We start from the raw sequence: 16,706 nt of genomic DNA, 5'->3' as shown, positions 1-16,706 counted from the left end.
GGAATAAAATGAGTGAAAAAGATTGGTTATAATACCTGAAAATCCTGTGGAAATCTTGTAAATTTTTCTGAAAAATTTACCGCTTGTGCGATTGACAGATCCGAAAATTTCAGCTAGGAAATCGGTCATCAATTTTATGTTTAAAAAATTACTTATTTTTAACGGAATTCAACCGCTTATTATTATTTTTACTGCGAGCATTTTTCCGCATTTTCAGCTATAATCTCAATATTTTTCACTCAATTAAACAGATATAAATCGAACAATGAAAGACTCTATTATTAATAAATTAGAAAGCCTGAGCGAACGTCATGAGGAATTGCAAGCCTTATTAGGTGATCCGTCCGTGATTAATGATCAGGATAAATTCCGTGCTTATTCAAAAGAATATTCACAACTTGAAGAAGTTGTGACTACTTTCAATCGTTGGAAAAAATTAAATAACGATATCGAAGAAGCACAAATTCTGCTTGATGATCCGGATATGAAAGATATGGCGGCGGAAGAAATTGCGGAAAATAAAGCCGAGATCGAAAATCTGGAACAACACTTACAAATTCTATTACTGCCGAAAGATCCGAATGACGAATACAATGCTTTCTTAGAGATTCGTGCCGGTACGGGTGGTGACGAAGCGGGTATTTTCGCCGGCGATTTATACCGTATGTACAGCCGTTATTGCGAAAGCAAACGCTGGAGAATCGAAGAAATGTCCGCCAACGAGAGCGAACAAGGCGGATATAAAGAAATTATCGTTAAAATCAGCGGCGAAGGCGTGTACGGTCAGCTTAAATTCGAATCGGGCGGTCACCGCGTACAACGCGTACCGAAAACCGAATCGCAAGGCCGTATTCATACCTCAGCTTGTACGGTTGCAGTCATGCCGGAATTACCGGAATCGGAAATGCCGGAAATCAACCCGGCGGATTTACGTATCGATACTTATCGCTCGTCGGGTGCCGGCGGTCAGCACGTTAATACCACCGATTCTGCGGTACGTATCACGCACATTCCGACCGGTATCGTAGTAGAGTGCCAAGACGAACGTTCACAACACAAAAACAAAGCGAAAGCGCTTGCGGTGTTAGCTTCTCGTATCGTGCAAGTTGAACAAGAACGTCAAGCGGCGGAACAAGCGGATACTCGTCGTAACTTACTTGGTTCGGGCGACCGTTCGGATAAGATTCGTACCTACAACTATCCGCAAGGTCGTGTCACCGATCACCGTATCAATCTAACCGTTTACCGCTTAGATGAAGTGATGAACGGTAAAATTGACGAGTTAATTCAGCCGATTATCACGGAATACCAAGCGGATCAGTTAGCCGCACTTTCCGAACAGGCGTAATCGTGATGAGGGCAAAATTGCCCTCCTCTTTTATTGAAATTTTACTTTTATTTTAGGAAAGCATATGAAAAAAATTATTTTAGCAACAGCAGTCAGCTTACTTGCGGCCTGTTCTTACAACAATCAAACTTCTACGACGAACGAACCTATGAGCGCAAAAAGTTTTATAGGCAGCTGGGAATGCCGTATGGACGGCGGTAAAATTGCAGCAACAAGCAATAATGTAACATTAACCGAAGACAGCAAGGCGACTTATTTAGGCAAAGTAATGCTACCGAACGATAAACTGTTATTCCAATATGATGTAAAACGTACCGGTAGTTGGTCTTACGATAACAAACAACTGACCTATAAATTTATCGACGGCACTATTACTCGTGCGCACAGTGCGGAAATCCAACAAGCATTAAAAACGGATAAAAAGCTCAATACTACCGAGCAAAAATACTACGAAGCAATTAACAACCAATTAGCGAAAGCGGAACAAAAACCGTTAAATATCGAAGTAAGCAATTTTGCGCCTAATGCGTTTAGCATTAAACAAAATATCGGCGGTACAGCTCGTACCGGACTTTGTGTTCGTCCGAACAAATAATATGAACTATACCCAATGGCTTGATCAGGCAATAACGGCACTTAATGCCAATATTGCCCAGGATCCTTATCTGAATCCTAAAACCGATGCCAATTTACTCTTGCAAGCGGTCACAAAACGCACAAAATCTGCTATTTTTGCGTTTGGCGAAACTGCGCTGCATCAGACGGAATTAGCGGAACTTGCGCAATTATTGGCTCGCCGTTTGCAGGGCGAGCCGATGGCGTATATTTTAGGCGAAAAGGAATTTTGGTCGTTGCCGTTGAAAGTTTCGCCGCATACGTTAATTCCTCGTCCGGACACGGAACGTTTGGTTGAAGTCGCGTTGGATTGGGTTTACAAGCGGTTGGAAAGCCAACAAACGTTGCAAATTTTGGATCTAGGCACCGGTACCGGAGCTATCGCCTTAGCACTTGCTTCGGAATTGGGCGATAAAGCGCAAATTATCGGCGTGGATTTTAAGCCGGAGGCGGTTACGCTTGCCGAAACCAATCGTCAAAATTTAGGCTTTGAAAACGTTCGATTTTTACAAAGCGATTGGTTTTCCGCTCTTGAAAATCGACAATTTGATCTTATTGTCAGTAATCCGCCCTATATTGATAAACAAGATAAAAATCTGCAATACGGCGATGTACGATTCGAGCCGCTCTCTGCATTGGTTGCCGAACAAAACGGTTTGAGCGATTTGCAAAAAATTATCGAAAACGCACCGCTTTACTTATTAGATAACGGTGCGTTAATGCTCGAACACGGCTGGCAACAAGCTCAAGCGGTTCAACAAATTTTCAAGCAATATCAATGGGATGAAATTGAGTCATTCCAAGATTACGGCGGTAATGACCGCTTAACTAAAGCAGTAAGAAAGGCAAAATAAATGGACGATGTGATTGAAGAATTATTAAAAGAATTAGATCTGCCGAAAGTTGAAATCAGCCCGAAAGAATTACAAAAATATTTATATCGTGAAATGGTTCGCTTAACGTTACTGGTGGATGATTCCTTAACCGAACCGCAAGTATTCGGCTTAATGTCGGCATTAGTGAAAAAAGCACGCTACCAAGTGAATGCCGAATCCGATGCGGACAGAATCCGACAATTGCTTACTTTAGTTTATCAGGAATGGGGATTTAACTGTAATTATCAGCAATACTTTCATACGGATAATCTGTTACTCAATAAAGTGATTCGCACGCATTCAGGTATGCCGGTTTCGGTTGGCGCAATCGTGCTTTATTTAGCGGCGTCGCTTGATTTACCGATTTATCCGGTTAATTTCCCGACTCAGTTAATTCTGCGTGCCGAGATGAAAGATGAGAAAGGTAAAACCACCGTACGTTTTATTAATCCGTGGGACGGCAGTTTTATGCCGTTGGAATTGCTCGGTAAATGGCTTGAGGGCGAAATCGGTTACGGTACGGAGCTTACCCCTGAATTACTCCGCCGAGCAAAACCTTCAGAATTATTGGAACGAGTAGAAACCGTGTTTAAAATGGCACTCACTCGTGAAGGGAAATATGAAGAAACCTTACGTTTAATTGAATATCGTTTAGTATTCAGCCCGGAAGATCCGTATGAAATTCGTGATCGCGGTATGGTGCTGGCAAGTATGGATTGCTTCCAGGCTGCTTATGAAGATCTCAGTTATTTTATCGATCAATGTCCGGAAGATCCTTCCGCCGTAATGCTCAAACTCGAAATAAAAGGTTTGGAACAAAAAAGTAAAGAAAGTCGATTACATTAATTTTTAACCTTTAACTTACTTAAAATCCTTTTGGATTAAGGAAATAGAACATGAACAACAAAATCGTAAAAGTCGGCAATATCGAAGTGGCGAATGATAAGCCGTTTACTTTATTCGGCGGTATGAACGTATTAGAAAGCCGTGATATGGCAATGCGTGTCTGTGAACAATACGTAGAAGTTACTAATAAACTTGGTGTGCCTTATGTATTTAAAGCTTCTTTCGATAAAGCGAACCGCTCGTCAATTCATTCTTACCGTGGACCGGGTATGGAAGAAGGTTTAAAAATCTTCCAAGAATTAAAAGATACTTTCGGTGTAAATATCATTACCGATGTACACGAAATTTATCAATGTAAACCGGTTGCAGAAGTGGTGGATATTATCCAGTTACCGGCATTCTTAGCTCGCCAAACGGATTTAGTCGAAGCAATGGCACGTACCGGTGCGGTAATCAACGTGAAAAAACCACAATTTTTAAGCCCGGGTCAAATGGGCAATATTGTGGAAAAAATTGCGGAATGCGGTAACGAAAACGTGATTCTTTGCGACCGCGGTACTAACTTCGGCTACGATAATTTAGTCGTGGATATGCTCGGCTTTAACATTATGAAAAAAGTATCGAAAGGCTGTCCGGTCATTTTTGACGTAACTCACTCGTTACAATGTCGTGATCCATTCGGTGCAGCATCAGGTGGTCGCCGTGATCAGGTAACTGAATTGGCTCGTAGCGGTATGGCAATCGGTTTAGCCGGTTTATTCCTTGAAGCACATCCGGATCCGAACAATGCGAAATGTGACGGGCCGTCAGCCTTACCGTTATCAAAATTAGAAGCATTCGTTAGCCAAATGAAAGCGATTGATGATTTAGTTAAATCATTCGAAGAAATTGATACGTCAAACTAATGCCTATTACCACGGGGAGTCATTACTTCTCGTGGTAAAAATTTAAGGAGCCTCCTATGACTGTGCTTAATATCGTTTTTTTAGATAAAACCGGCGTGCCTACCCACGAAATTCCTCGTCCTTCATTTCCTCATATTTGGACTGAATACGACAGTACCGATGCTTCACAAACCTTTGAGCGTGCCAAAGATGCCGATATCATCGTGACCAGCAAAGTATTACTCGGCAGAGAATTACTGGCTCAATTACCGAAACTTAAATTAATTGCAATTACCGCCACCGGTACCAATAATGTTGATTTAGTCGCGGCGAAAGAATTAGGTATTGCAGTAAAAAACGTGACCGGCTATTCCACCACAACCGTGCCGGAACACGTTTTAGGTATGATTTTTGCGTTAAAGCACAGCTTAATCGGTTATCATCGTGATCAAATCACCTCGGATCGTTGGGCGACTTGCGGGCAATTCTGCTATGTCGATCATCCGGTAACCGATATTCGCGGCTCAACCTTAGCTATTTTCGGTAAAGGCAACACCGGTTCGGAAGTAGCTCGCTTAGCACAAGCGGTCGGAATGAAAGTCATTTTTGCGGAACACAAAGGTGCAACTGAAATTCGTGAAGGTTATACCGCTTTTGAAGAAGTATTTAAACAAGCGGATATTATTTCATTACATTGCCCGCTCACCGATTCAACTCAAAATTTGATTAACGCCGAAACCTTGGCATTAATGAAACCGACCGCTTATTTAATTAATACCGGCAGAGGCCCGTTAGTGGATGAAGCAGCATTATTAGCGGCTTTAGAACAGGGCAAGGTTGCCGGTGCGGCGCTGGACGTATTAGTCAAAGAACCGCCGGAAAAAGACAATCCGTTAATGCAGGCGGCAAAACGTTTACCGAACTTATTAATTACCCCGCACGTTGCGTGGGCAAGCGATTCTGCAGTCACCACTTTAGTAAATAAAGTGACGCAGAATATGGAAGAATTTGTTCTCAACGGGAAATAATTTTCTACGAAATAGCCTCATTTCCCAAAGACACAAGCGGTTTAAAATTAGCGAAAATTTGCAAAAAATTCGGTAAATTTGACCGCTTGCTTTTGTATTGGAGTGATGTAACTCAAGATAAACTATGAATTTAACAACTCTTTTTATTGCCTTTCGTTATTGGCGTTCCAAAAGTGCCGACAGGTTCGGGCGTTTGGTGACCAACTTAGCAAGTTTCGGGATCGTACTTGGCGTAATGGCATTAGTGATCGTGCTGTCGGTAATGAACGGTTTGGAGAATATGCAAAAGCGCAATTTACTTTCAACGCTGCCGCACGCCATTGTGTTACCACAAGAAGGACATTTCGATAAAAATCAATCGCTTAGCTTACCGGCATTTGCCAGTAAAAGTGTGGCGATTAATAAAGCGAATGTGATTATCCAAAGCCAGCAAGGGATCAACGCCGGTCAGTTACTCGGTGTTGAGAATGAAAGCGACGATCCAATGTTGATTGGCGAAGACGTCAAAACCCTCTTACCACAAGGCGAATTTAACGTATTGATCGGTTCACGCCTTGCAAATAAGTTGAATATTGGCACAGGCGAAAAGATCCGTTTGATGATTACCGAAAACAGCCAATATACGCCGATGGGACGTGTGCCGGTTCAGCGTTTATTTAATGTGGTTGGGATTTATCACAGTAACAATGAAGCGAGCGAATATACTCTTTTCGCTAACCTTGCCGATGTTGGGCGTTTACTGCGGATAACCGAAGACCAAGTGCAAGGTATGCGGTTATATTTGCAAGATCCGTTCCAAGTTACCGAACTTAACCAACATTTCGATGCAAATAACTACAAAATTAGTGACTGGCGTGAACAAAAAGGCGAATTTTTCCAAGCGGTTCGTATGGAAAAAAATATGATGGGTTTATTGATCAGTCTGATCATTATCGTTGCCATTTCCAATATCGTGACTTCACTCAGTCTGATGGTGGTGGATAAACAAGGTGAAATCGCCATCTTACAAACCCAAGGTTTAACCAAAGGGCAAGTGACACAAATTTTTATTTTCCAAGGTGCGATTGTCGGGGTAATCGGTTCGATTTTGGGTGGCATTATCGGTACGGTTATCACGCTCAATTTGGATGAGATTGTGGCTTTACTCAATCCGAATATTCATCTGCCGACACTCATTTCGCCAATGCAGGTGGCAACCATTATCGTGATTTCGATTGTGTTGTCATTGGTTTGTACCCTTTATCCGGCATACCGAGCGGCAAAAATTGAGCCGGCTCAGGCATTGAGATACGAATAGTTTTAACCACGGAATACTCGGATAACACGGAAAATATCTCTGTGTTCCGTGGTTCTAAATATAATCTGTGGTTTCCCACTTAAATGAAGATAAAAACAATATGACCGAATTATTACGCTGTGAAAATATCAGCAAATTTTATGATGAGGGCAACCAAAAGGTACAAGTCCTCAAAGACGTTTCATTTTCGATGAATAGTGGTGAATTAGTCGCGATTGTCGGCTCATCCGGTTCAGGCAAAAGCACCCTATTGCACACGCTTGGCGGTTTGGATCAACCGAGTTCCGGCGAAGTTTGGATCAAACAACAATCGCTACAAAAATTAAATGCAAATAAACTGGCACAACTGCGTAACCAAAATCTCGGTTTCGTTTACCAATTCCATCACTTAATGGCGGATTTTACTGCGCTTGAAAACGTGATGATGCCAATGCTAATCGGTAATCAAAACAAAAGTGAAGCTCGAGATCGTGCCGAAAAAATGCTACAAGCGGTCGGATTATCGCACCGAATTACCCATCGTCCGTCAGCACTTTCCGGTGGCGAACGCCAACGTGTGGCGATTGCCCGTGCGTTAGTCAATAATCCGGCGCTCGTGTTAGCCGATGAGCCGACCGGCAACCTCGACCAAAAAACTACAGAAAGTATTTTTGATCTGATCAAAAAATTGAATGCCGAACAAAATATCGCCTTTTTGTTGGTCACTCACGACTTAAATTTGGCAAATAAATTATCTCGCCGCTTTGTGATGCGAGATGGTGTATTAAGTGAGGCGGATTAATGAATACCCCTTTTTTTATTAGCTGGCGTTATCAACGAGGCAAACAAAAAAATCGGTTGGTCTCCTTGATCTCACTATTTTCCAGTGTCGGCATTGCGCTTGGTGTCGCCGTATTAATTATCGGCTTAAGTGCGATGAATGGCTTCGAGCGAGAGTTAAATCAGCGAGTGCTTTCCGTTGTTTCGCACGCTGAACTGTATTCCTACAACGGTAATGAAAACGCCCCGATACAAGCGGGCAAAAAACTGGAAAATCTTGCAAATAGTAATCCGAATGTGACCGCTTCTTCGCCCTTCGTTAGCTTTACCGGCTTGATTGAAAACGGTACGCAACTAAAAATCGCCCAAGTTCGAGGCGTTGATCCGGTTAAGCAAGATAAAGTCAGTTCGCTTAGCCATTATATTCCGAGTGAGCAATGGCAAGCGTTCCATCAACAAGGCGGTTTGATTCTTGGTGCCGGCATTGCTAAAGATTTGGAAGTCGCCGCCGGCGATGAAGTCACACTGTTATTACCGCAGCCGACCGAAGACGGCAAATTGGCTCAACCGTTACGTTTCAGCCTACCGGTAACCGGCGTACTAAAACTGGAAGGGCAACTCGACCATAGCTACGCGTTATTGCCGATTGAAAAAGCTCAAGAGCTATTGGAATATCAACCGAACGAATATTCGGGCATTGAGTTGGCATTAAAAGCGCCGTTTAAAGTACAAGAACTACAGATGCCGGAACTCGCCAACTTTAATCAACCGCTGTATCTCAATACTTGGATTGAAAAATTCGGTTATATGTATAACGATATTCAGCTGGTGCGTACCGTGATGTATATCGCAATGGTGTTAGTGATCGGTGTGGCGTGTTTTAATATTATTTCTACGCTGATTATGGCGGTAAAAGACAAACAAGGCGATATTGCAATTATGCGTACGCTCGGTGCGAATAATGGGTTTATCAAACGTATTTTTCTATGGTACGGCTTGCTGTCCGGTATGAAAGGGGCGTTGGCCGGGATTATACTCGGTGTGATATTGTCGCTGAATTTAACCGCAATGATTAAAGCGATTGAAGGATTTTTCGGCATCAAATTGTTATCGGACGGTGTTTACTTCGTGGATTTCCTACCAAGTGAATTACATTGGCAAGATGTCGCTTATGTGTTAATCGCCACCATCGTATTAAGTCTATTCGCCAGCCTCTATCCGGCAACCCGAGCGGCAAAATTAGAACCGGCGAAAGTGTTAAGCGGTCATTAATCTCCGACTATTTTCAAACGCAGATAAAAAACTCAGCTAAAAAGCTGAGTTTTTTATTTAACTGTTATTAATGCACGTAACCCGCATCAATATCCGCATCCGGATTGACTTTATCGTATTTTTGTTCTTTGGTCTTACCGGTATAAATTTCCGGATTTTCCGGCCCTTCGACAATCAGCTTACCTTTCGCCCCTTTATCGGTTCTAAAAATACTGTGATCAATAAAGGTATATTCGCCCGGTACTTTCATTTCCATTTCAACCACGGTAACGCCGCCCGCCGGAATCAGCGTGGTTTGTACGTGATGATTTTTAAGCGAACCGCCTTCAACATAGACCGTATCAAAGGGCTTACCGATTAAATGGAAAGAGGAAATTTTATTCGGACCGGCATTGCCGACAAATAAACGAATTTTCTCGCCGACTTTCGCTTTTAAAGCGTTTTCGCCCGTGGTCGAACCGACTTTACCGTTAAACACTACATAATCGGGTAATTCATAACTAGCTTTGCCCATATCGAAAATTTTAATTTCCGGATTGGTACCGTCTTTCACATAAAATTCGTTTTGCATTAAATAGAATTCTTTATCGACTTTCGGTAACCCTTCTTTAGGTTCGACCAACATTAAACCGAACATACCTTTGCCTAAATGTACCGAGACCGGATCAGCACCGCAATGATATAAATATAACCCCGGCGACATCGCTCGAAAGGCAAAGGTCGTTTGCTTACCGATTTCGGTTAAACTGGCTTTCGCCCCGCCGTCCGGTGCGGCGGCGGAGTGGAAATCAACCGCATGCGCCATTTTGCCGTTTGCCGGATTAGAAAGTTGCAACTCCACCATATCCCCTTCTCGCACTCGAATAAAAGGCGCCGGTGTCGAGCCGTTGAACGTCCAATATTTAAACTTCACGCCTTTTTCGATTTCCATCACTTTTTCTAAAGTTTCTAGTTTTACCACGACTTTTGCCGGCGTATTACGTGCTAACGGTTTAGGTACATTGGGTGCAACGGTTAATTCCGCCTCCACCGTCGGTAAATTTGCAACCGGAATTAAATCAAGATTTTCTACGTTTGGCTGTTCTGCCATTAGTGGAGCACCAGCTAAAAATGCTGCAAAACAGAGAGTAATAAGGGACTTTTTCATCGGTAATTCCTCGTGTGTGAAACCTTTATTTGAATTATAATAGCTAACTGTCATAGGCGGTAGGATTTGAAATAGCTTTTGCAAAACTAAACCGTTTTAGCTAAGATAAATTAACTATTTTTGACTAGATAAGAGAACACGATTATGGGCAAAATTTGGGTAACCGGCGATGCCGTAGTAGATTTAATTCCGGACGGCGAAAATCACTATTTGAAATGTGCGGGCGGTGCGCCGGCAAACGTTGCGGTAGGTGTTTCACGTTTAGGCGTAGAGGCTGGTTTTATCGGTCGAGTCGGTTTAGATCCGCTTGGCAAATTTATGCAGCAAACGCTTAATGCGGAAAAGGTTTCGACCGAACATATGATCCTCGATCCTAAACAACGCACCTCAACCGTGATCGTCGGTTTAGACGACGGCGAGCGCAGCTTTACCTTTATGGTAAACCCGAGTGCGGATCAATTCCTTGAAGCGGGCGATTTACCGACTTTCCAAAAAGGCGATTTCCTACATTGTTGTTCTATCGCATTAATTAACGATCCGTCACGTTCAACCACAATCGAAGCGATTCGCCGTATAAAAGCCGCCGGCGGTTTCTTCTCATTCGACCCGAATTTACGCGAATCGCTTTGGGCAAGTCTTGAAGAAATGAAACAAGTGGTCAATAGCGTAGTGGCAATGGCGGACGTGCTTAAATTCTCTGAAGAAGAATTAACCCTTTTAACCGATACCGCAACACTTGAACAAGCGACGAAAGCGATTACCGCTCAATATCCGGAGAAATTAATCATTATCACGTTAGGTAAAGACGGTGCGATTTATCATTTAAACGGTCATAGCCAAACGGTTGCCGGTAAAGCGTTAAAACCGGTTGATACCACCGGTGCCGGCGATGCGTTTGTCAGCGGTTTACTTGCCGGTTTATCACAAGTTGAAAATTGGAAAGACGAAAGCGTATTGGTGGATGTTATTCGCAAAGCGAACGCTTCAGGCGCTTTAGCAACGACAGCAAAAGGTGCGATGTCGGCATTACCGAATAAAGCCGAACTAGAAGCGTTTTTAGCGCAATAATCACAACAAGCGGTGAAATTTCACCGCTTTTTTGCAATTTAGGATTTTATACTATGCAGATTTTCAATAACGGCAAATACAAAAGCCTTCACGCAGCAGAGCAAGGCGAATTAGCCGTAATCCGCCAAACCGTACTTTCTGATCAGAATTTCTATCCGACCTACCATTTAGCCCCGCAAACCGGTTTATTTAACGATCCGAACGGCTTAATTTTTGACGGTGAGAAATATCATATCTTCGCGCAATGGTTCCCTTATGATGCCTTACACGGTATGAAACATTGGGAACATTTTATTAGCCGAGATTTACAAACTTTTGAAAAATCCGACCGCTTGATCCCGGATGAAATGTTCGAATCACACGGTTGCTACTCTGGTGGTGCAATTATGTGGCAAGACAAAATCGTGGCGTTTTACACCGGCAATACTCGCCGTGCGAGCGATAACCAACGTGTTCCGCACCAAAACATTGCGATTTTTGATAAGTCGGGCAAATTATTGGAAAAACGTTGCATTATCGATCAAGCACCTGCCGGTTATACCGAACACGTTCGTGATCCTAAGCCCTTTGTGACTGCAGAAGGTAAAATTCGCTTTGTGCTTGGCGCACAACGTGAGAAGCTAACCGGAACTTGCCTAGTGTATGAAATGGACGATCTCGACAGTACGCCTCGTCTAATTGCCGAATTGACGGTAAAAGACTTTGATAACGATAATGTGTTTATGTGGGAATGCCCGGATCTGTTCCGACTTGACGGTAAAGATGTATTTGTTTGGTCGCCACAAGGTAAATTACGTGAAGCACACCGCTTCCAAAATAATTATCACGCGACCTATGCGCTAGGCAAATTAGACGGCAATAACTTAACCGCCGAGCATATTGAAGAACTGGATTACGGTTTTGATTTCTATGCACCGCAGTCGGTACAAAATACGGATCGCATCGTATTCGGTTGGGTCGGCTTACCGGATTTAACCTACCCGACCGATAAATATAAATGGCATTCAACCTTAAGTCTGCCACGCCAAATGAAAGTGCAAAACGGTAAAATTCAGCAAACGCCAATCGTTCAACTCACCGCAAAACAAGCGGTCGAGATTGAGCAAAAAATTGCAATCGACAATCTGGATACCGCTTATTTGCAAATTTCCGTCGAAAATCAACCGCTTGCATTAAACTTCTTTAGCAATGATAAAGGGCAAACATTAGGCTTACGTTATGAGCACGGTTTATTAACGCTGGATCGCAGTGCAACCGAGCAAACCGAGCTAATGGAAAAATTCGGAAGCCTTCGTCATTGTGAAGTTGAGAAACTCGATAAATTAGAGATTTTTTTCGACCGCTCTATCGTGGAAATTTTCATCAACGGCGGAGAAAAAGTGATGACATCGCGATTCTTTATTGCAAATCGAATCAATCTGTTAGAAACTTCTCGTCCGCTGACTGTTCAGATTGCTCAAGTGCAGCCGATTCAAATTCAAGATAAATAATAACAATAGGCGCAAGCAAAACTTGCGCCCTTTCGCTTCAAAATTAGAAGCCACCTTTGAGGAGAACATTGTGGAATCCAAAGCTAAAAAACGCCTGACACTTAGCGATATAGCGGCACTTAGCGGCGTGTCGAAAACAACGGCAAGTATGATTCTCAACGGTAGAAGCGATGATTTCCGCATCAAACTTGAAACGCGCCAAAAAGTTCAAGCAATCGCCGAACAATACGGTTATCGTGCGAATATCTATGCGAAAGCGTTACAAGCGCAGCGTTCTAACGTAATCGGTTTGGTAATTCCCGACTTGACCAACTACGGCTTTGCTTCCACCGCCCGTAATCTTGAAAAACTGTGCCGAGAAAACGGTTTACAGCTTGTGATCGCTTGTTCCGACGATAATCCTCAACAAGAAAAATTGGTCATTGATCGCTTGCTTGATCGCCAAGTGGATTTACTGATTACCGCTCCGACACATCAAGACCCGAATTATTATAAAAAAATCATTAGGCATACGCCGGTGTTACATATCGACCGCCATATTCCGAATTTGGAGCTGAATTACATTATCAGCGACGACACGCCCAGCGTAGCGAAATTGGTGGAAAATATCGTAAGAGCCTATCAACCGAAAGAATTTTTCTATTTAGGCGGACAACTTTCGCTTTCGCCGAGTGCTTCTCGCTTGGAAGGCTTTTACGAAGGCTTGGAACAATCGCATTTAGCGGTAAAAAGCGATTGGATTTTACATAAAGATTACCAACCGGAATCGGGTTATCAAATGTTCGCCGAAGTGGTTGAACGCTTAGGACGCTTACCCGAAGCGGTGTTTACCGCCTCTTATACCATTTTGGAAGGTGTGTTGCGTTATCTGACCGAACATAAACAAATGGCGAAATTGATGAATCAAGAATTACATTTAGCCACGTTTGACGATCATCATTTACTTGACGCACTCCCCTTTCATATTCACTCGATTGCGCAAGACCACGATCAAATTGCATTAAGAACTTTCCAATTAATGCGAGAAAAACTGCAGCGTAAAACGATTAACAATGCCAAAGTAGATTGCGAAATTATTTGGCGACACTAAAACCGATACCGTTAATTTTAAAAGGATAACCTATGGCACATTTTTATGAATATTTAGAATTTAGCAGTGACGAAGACCGTGAAAATCAGCTTGAAGTTTATGTTGATGTCAAACTTGAAGCGGAAACCGAAGAAAAACTTAAAGCCGTCGGCGTACAGGGCGACTGGCTGGTGATGGCGGAGCCTTATTGCCCGGACTGTGTGGAAATTGTCGCTTATTTCCAACGTATGACCAAACTCAATCCGAATATCAACGTAAAATACGTTTCACGTAAAGATAACAAAGATCGCAAACATTTTGATAGTGACGAGCAGCAACAAGCGGTTATTTCCGCACAAAAAATTCCAAGTATTTTTGATATTCGTAACGGCAAAACCGAACTGGTTTTATGTGAATTTCCGCAATTCTTAAAACAGAAAATGGAAGCGGAACCGGAAAAATTTGATGAATTGAAAGCGGATTTCCGTATGGGTAAATTCGGTAAACAAGTGGAAGCCGAACTGTTAGAAATCCTGACTAAGGCTTAGTTACATCTCATTGCAAAAACCATAAAAAATCCACCGCTTGTACGGTGGATTTTTTATTTATCACGATTAAACGTTTTTCATCATGCGAGAAATTCTGCCTTCGGCAATTTCTTCATCACGAATCGTCATCACTTCACAGCCTTCTTTAGTCACCACAATTTGGTGTTCAAACTGCGCCGAATGGCTGCGATCTTTGGTTTTCACCGTCCAACCGTCCGGCATATTGCGGATTTCTTTTTTACCCGCATTGACCATCGGCTCAATGGTAAACACCATACCTTCTTGCAATACTACGCCACCGTCATCAGAATTGTAGTGAAGCACTTGCGGATCGCAATGGAATTCGGTACCGATACCGTGACCGCAATATTCACGCACCACCGAGAAACCTTGTTTTTCCACATATTGCTGAATGGTTTTACCGATTTCTTTTAAACGAATGCCCGGTTTTACCGTACGTAAACCGATATAAAGCGATTCTAACGTCACTTCAATTAAACGTTTATCACGAATGCTCGGCTCGCCGACCACATACATTTTTGAGTTGTCGCCATAGTAACCGTCTTTAATCACCGTTACGTCAATATTTAAAATATCGCCTTTTTTCAATTTACGATCCGCACTCGGAATACCGTGACACACCACTTCATTTAATGAAATACAAGTTGCATTCGGGAAGCCGTGATAATTTAAACACGCCGGAATCGCCTTCTGCTCGTTCACGATATATTCATGACAAATGCGGTCTAATTCTGCGGTGCTTACGCCTTCTTTTACATACGGCTCAATCATTACCAATACGTCGGAGGCTAATTTACAAGCGACACGTAATTTCTCAATCTCTTCTTCTGTTCTTAATGGAATCTTGCTCATACTGTTCTCTCTTCTTAATTCAAGCGGTTAAATTTCTCAATTTTCTTGCAAATACGCAGAAAAAAGTAAGGGGATTATACCTTTTTTCAGCATAATCCCCAAACGACTATTTCAGTTTAAATTTTTTGATTAGATAATTGAGTAACACACCATAGAGCGGTAAAAACAGCAACAAGCTGACAAACAGTTTAAACGTATAGTCCACCGTACCGATAGTGAACCAATGTTCCGCCATATAAGCATCATCGCTTTTATAAAACGCTACTGCAAAGAAAGCGAAGGTATCAATCAAGGTGCCGAAAATGGTCGAACACATCGGCGCAAGCCACCAGGTTTTACCCTGACGTAAGCGGTTAAACACCACAATATCCAATAACTGCCCCACCACATAAGCACAAAAACTTGCCAACGCAATACGGAACACAAACAGATTAAATTCGTTTAACGCATTAAAGCCTTGGAATTGCGTCTCAAAAAACAACACCGAAATCACATAACTAATCAGCAATGCAGGCAACATTCCGACAAAAATAATTTTGCGAGCAAGACTTGCGCCAAATACTCGTACGGTTAAATCCGTCGCCAAAAACACAAATGGGAAAGTAAACGTGCCCCACGTGGTCGGAATCACAATATCGGTAAACGGAATCTTGACCTCAAAAGTAATCTGCACCAAATAGTTACTGATTGCGATAATAAAGATATGAAAAAGGGAAAGTAAAATTAGAGAACGACGCTTTTGTGCGTCTGAAAAATCAATTTGAAAGTTCATATTGTTCCTTTTTAAAAATAAAAAAGCCGAGGTAAGGGAACTCGGCAACCAATTTTGAGGGGCACATTATACTCAAGCGGTCAAATTTTGCAAATTTTTTACAAAATCCAACCGCTTGTTTTATTTATTTGAACCTTCCGGATGAAGCCCAATGCCTTGATGACGCTCTTTTAATTTAGCAATCACATCGCCCCATTCGAGATTCATCGAATGTAATAATACGGTTAAATGATAGGCTAAATCCGCCGCTTCGCTTACCACTTCTTCTTTATCTTGCGACACCGCTGCCAATGCGGTTTCAACACTTTCTTCCCCGACTTTTTGAGCAATTTTCTTCACACCTTTGGCATACAGTTTTGCAGTATAAGAGCTTTCTGGATCGGCATATTTACGCTCGGCAAGCACCTGTTCCAATTTAGCAAACCACGTCCAATCGCCTTCGGATTGGCTTTCAAATTGGTGGAAACAGCTCCCCTCACCCGTATGGCAAGTCGGCCCGATTGGATTTACTAAAATCAATAACGTATCGTTATCGCAATCCAAACTCATATCCACCACATTTAAAAAATGCCCCGAGGTTTCGCCTTTCGTCCACAGGCGTTGTTTGGTGCGAGAGTAGAAAGTTACCACTTTTTCCGCTAAGGTTTTCTCTAACGCTTCTGGGTTCATATAGCCCAGCATTAATACTTCACTAGTTTGGAAGTGTTGGATAATAACGGGAAGTAATTGATCGACTTTTTGCCAGTTTATATTTTGAATTTGCATATTTTTCCTTACCCTATACGAGCCGTATAGGGTTACATAATCTGAGCCAC

General features: G+C 42.5%; 17 protein-coding genes. 13 read left to right on the top strand and 4 right to left on the bottom strand.

All coding sequences use genetic code 11. The features are described 5' to 3' along the window. Positions 1-265: 265 nt before the first annotated feature. From prfA to lolE, 9 genes are all read left to right on the top strand, one after another. The gene (gene prfA, locus DRF63_RS11100; RefSeq protein ID WP_005595567.1) at positions 266-1,348 is read left to right on the top strand and encodes a peptide chain release factor 1; all 1,083 of its coding nucleotides are present in this window, start codon (positions 266-268) and stop codon (positions 1,346-1,348) included. A 64-nt stretch (positions 1,349-1,412) separates the two neighbouring features. Beyond that, on the top strand, positions 1,413-1,943 hold the full coding sequence (locus DRF63_RS11095; RefSeq protein ID WP_005595565.1) for a glycoside hydrolase family 43 C-terminal domain-containing protein: 531 nt from the start codon (positions 1,413-1,415) through the stop codon (positions 1,941-1,943). A gap of 1 nt (position 1,944) precedes the next feature. Continuing rightward, positions 1,945-2,817 carry a peptide chain release factor N(5)-glutamine methyltransferase gene (gene prmC, locus DRF63_RS11090; protein ID WP_005595564.1) on the top strand — a complete coding sequence of 291 codons (873 nt, stop codon included), beginning with the start codon at positions 1,945-1,947 and terminating at the stop codon, positions 2,815-2,817. Further along, on the top strand, positions 2,818-3,684 hold the full coding sequence (locus tag DRF63_RS11085; RefSeq protein ID WP_005595561.1) for a SirB1 family protein: 867 nt from the start codon (positions 2,818-2,820) through the stop codon (positions 3,682-3,684). It abuts the gene before it with no gap. Positions 3,685-3,734: 50 nt separating this feature from the next. Beyond that, complete coding sequence (kdsA, locus tag DRF63_RS11080; RefSeq protein ID WP_005595560.1) at positions 3,735-4,589, top strand: 3-deoxy-8-phosphooctulonate synthase; 855 nt, start codon at positions 3,735-3,737, stop codon at positions 4,587-4,589. Between the two features lie 56 nt (positions 4,590-4,645). After that, the gene (locus DRF63_RS11075; RefSeq protein WP_043991678.1) at positions 4,646-5,596 is read left to right on the top strand and encodes a 2-hydroxyacid dehydrogenase; all 951 of its coding nucleotides are present in this window, start codon (positions 4,646-4,648) and stop codon (positions 5,594-5,596) included. A 124-nt stretch (positions 5,597-5,720) separates the two neighbouring features. After that, positions 5,721-6,893, top strand: coding sequence for a lipoprotein-releasing ABC transporter permease subunit (locus DRF63_RS11070; RefSeq protein ID WP_005595556.1), 1,173 nt, complete (start codon positions 5,721-5,723; stop codon positions 6,891-6,893). A gap of 100 nt (positions 6,894-6,993) precedes the next feature. Beyond that, complete coding sequence (lolD, locus tag DRF63_RS11065) at positions 6,994-7,674, top strand: lipoprotein-releasing ABC transporter ATP-binding protein LolD (protein WP_043991677.1); 681 nt, start codon at positions 6,994-6,996, stop codon at positions 7,672-7,674. Beyond that, complete coding sequence (gene lolE, locus DRF63_RS11060; RefSeq protein WP_005595552.1) at positions 7,674-8,924, top strand: lipoprotein-releasing ABC transporter permease subunit LolE; 1,251 nt, start codon at positions 7,674-7,676, stop codon at positions 8,922-8,924. Before lolD ends, lolE begins: the two co-directional genes overlap by 1 nt. A gap of 67 nt (positions 8,925-8,991) precedes the next feature. Here lolE and nirK read toward each other — a convergent pair whose 3' ends face one another. Next, the gene (nirK, locus tag DRF63_RS11055; protein ID WP_043991676.1) at positions 8,992-10,071 is read right to left on the bottom strand and encodes a copper-containing nitrite reductase; all 1,080 of its coding nucleotides are present in this window, start codon (positions 10,069-10,071) and stop codon (positions 8,992-8,994) included. Between the two features lie 144 nt (positions 10,072-10,215). On the opposite strand from nirK, the gene DRF63_RS11050 reads away from it, so the two are divergent. The 4 genes from DRF63_RS11050 (at position 10,216) to DRF63_RS11035 (ending at position 14,246) form a co-directional block, all read left to right on the top strand. Further along, positions 10,216-11,139, top strand: coding sequence for an aminoimidazole riboside kinase (locus DRF63_RS11050; protein ID WP_005595548.1), 924 nt, complete (start codon positions 10,216-10,218; stop codon positions 11,137-11,139). Between the two features lie 53 nt (positions 11,140-11,192). Further along, positions 11,193-12,629 carry a glycoside hydrolase family 32 protein gene (locus DRF63_RS11045; RefSeq protein WP_005595544.1) on the top strand — a complete coding sequence of 479 codons (1,437 nt, stop codon included), beginning with the start codon at positions 11,193-11,195 and terminating at the stop codon, positions 12,627-12,629. Between the two features lie 70 nt (positions 12,630-12,699). Further along, positions 12,700-13,719, top strand: coding sequence for a LacI family DNA-binding transcriptional regulator (locus DRF63_RS11040; RefSeq protein WP_005609562.1), 1,020 nt, complete (start codon positions 12,700-12,702; stop codon positions 13,717-13,719). A 32-nt stretch (positions 13,720-13,751) separates the two neighbouring features. After that, positions 13,752-14,246, top strand: coding sequence for a thioredoxin family protein (locus DRF63_RS11035; protein ID WP_005595539.1), 495 nt, complete (start codon positions 13,752-13,754; stop codon positions 14,244-14,246). A 66-nt stretch (positions 14,247-14,312) separates the two neighbouring features. Here the strand turns inward: DRF63_RS11035 and map are convergent, their stop codons facing one another. The 3 genes from map to hisIE form a co-directional block, all read right to left on the bottom strand. Further along, positions 14,313-15,119 (bottom strand): type I methionyl aminopeptidase, encoded by an 807-nt coding sequence (gene map, locus DRF63_RS11030; RefSeq protein WP_005599878.1) that lies wholly within the window; start codon positions 15,117-15,119, stop codon positions 14,313-14,315. Positions 15,120-15,225: 106 nt separating this feature from the next. After that, positions 15,226-15,891, bottom strand: coding sequence for a 7-cyano-7-deazaguanine/7-aminomethyl-7-deazaguanine transporter (locus DRF63_RS11025; RefSeq protein WP_005599876.1), 666 nt, complete (start codon positions 15,889-15,891; stop codon positions 15,226-15,228). A 120-nt stretch (positions 15,892-16,011) separates the two neighbouring features. Next, complete coding sequence (gene hisIE, locus DRF63_RS11020) at positions 16,012-16,656, bottom strand: bifunctional phosphoribosyl-AMP cyclohydrolase/phosphoribosyl-ATP diphosphatase HisIE (protein ID WP_005599874.1); 645 nt, start codon at positions 16,654-16,656, stop codon at positions 16,012-16,014. Positions 16,657-16,706: the final 50 nt, after the last annotated feature.

Origin of the sequence: Actinobacillus pleuropneumoniae (assembly GCF_003290385.1) — a bacterium.
Classification (GTDB): Bacteria; Pseudomonadota; Gammaproteobacteria; order Enterobacterales; family Pasteurellaceae; genus Actinobacillus; species Actinobacillus lignieresii.
Note: the sequence above shows the minus strand (reverse complement) of the source record. Positions and strands in the feature narration are given on the sequence as shown.

What these genes read in the sequence shown, in the direction of transcription:
- prfA (WP_005595567.1), top strand. Translation starts at nt 266, where the DNA reads ATGAAAGACTCTATTATTAATAAATTAGAAAGCCTGAGCGAACGTCAT.
- DRF63_RS11095 (WP_005595565.1), top strand. Translation starts at nt 1,413, where the DNA reads ATGAAAAAAATTATTTTAGCAACAGCAGTCAGCTTACTTGCGGCCTGT.
- prmC (WP_005595564.1), top strand. Translation starts at nt 1,945, where the DNA reads ATGAACTATACCCAATGGCTTGATCAGGCAATAACGGCACTTAATGCC.
- DRF63_RS11085 (WP_005595561.1), top strand. Translation starts at nt 2,818, where the DNA reads ATGGACGATGTGATTGAAGAATTATTAAAAGAATTAGATCTGCCGAAA.
- kdsA (WP_005595560.1), top strand. Translation starts at nt 3,735, where the DNA reads ATGAACAACAAAATCGTAAAAGTCGGCAATATCGAAGTGGCGAATGAT.
- DRF63_RS11075 (WP_043991678.1), top strand. Translation starts at nt 4,646, where the DNA reads ATGACTGTGCTTAATATCGTTTTTTTAGATAAAACCGGCGTGCCTACC.
- DRF63_RS11070 (WP_005595556.1), top strand. Translation starts at nt 5,721, where the DNA reads ATGAATTTAACAACTCTTTTTATTGCCTTTCGTTATTGGCGTTCCAAA.
- lolD (WP_043991677.1), top strand. Translation starts at nt 6,994, where the DNA reads ATGACCGAATTATTACGCTGTGAAAATATCAGCAAATTTTATGATGAG.
- lolE (WP_005595552.1), top strand. Translation starts at nt 7,674, where the DNA reads ATGAATACCCCTTTTTTTATTAGCTGGCGTTATCAACGAGGCAAACAA.
- nirK (WP_043991676.1), bottom strand. Translation starts at nt 10,071, where the DNA reads ATGAAAAAGTCCCTTATTACTCTCTGTTTTGCAGCATTTTTAGCTGGT.
- DRF63_RS11050 (WP_005595548.1), top strand. Translation starts at nt 10,216, where the DNA reads ATGGGCAAAATTTGGGTAACCGGCGATGCCGTAGTAGATTTAATTCCG.
- DRF63_RS11045 (WP_005595544.1), top strand. Translation starts at nt 11,193, where the DNA reads ATGCAGATTTTCAATAACGGCAAATACAAAAGCCTTCACGCAGCAGAG.
- DRF63_RS11035 (WP_005595539.1), top strand. Translation starts at nt 13,752, where the DNA reads ATGGCACATTTTTATGAATATTTAGAATTTAGCAGTGACGAAGACCGT.
- map (WP_005599878.1), bottom strand. Translation starts at nt 15,119, where the DNA reads ATGAGCAAGATTCCATTAAGAACAGAAGAAGAGATTGAGAAATTACGT.
- DRF63_RS11025 (WP_005599876.1), bottom strand. Translation starts at nt 15,891, where the DNA reads ATGAACTTTCAAATTGATTTTTCAGACGCACAAAAGCGTCGTTCTCTA.
- hisIE (WP_005599874.1), bottom strand. Translation starts at nt 16,656, where the DNA reads ATGCAAATTCAAAATATAAACTGGCAAAAAGTCGATCAATTACTTCCC.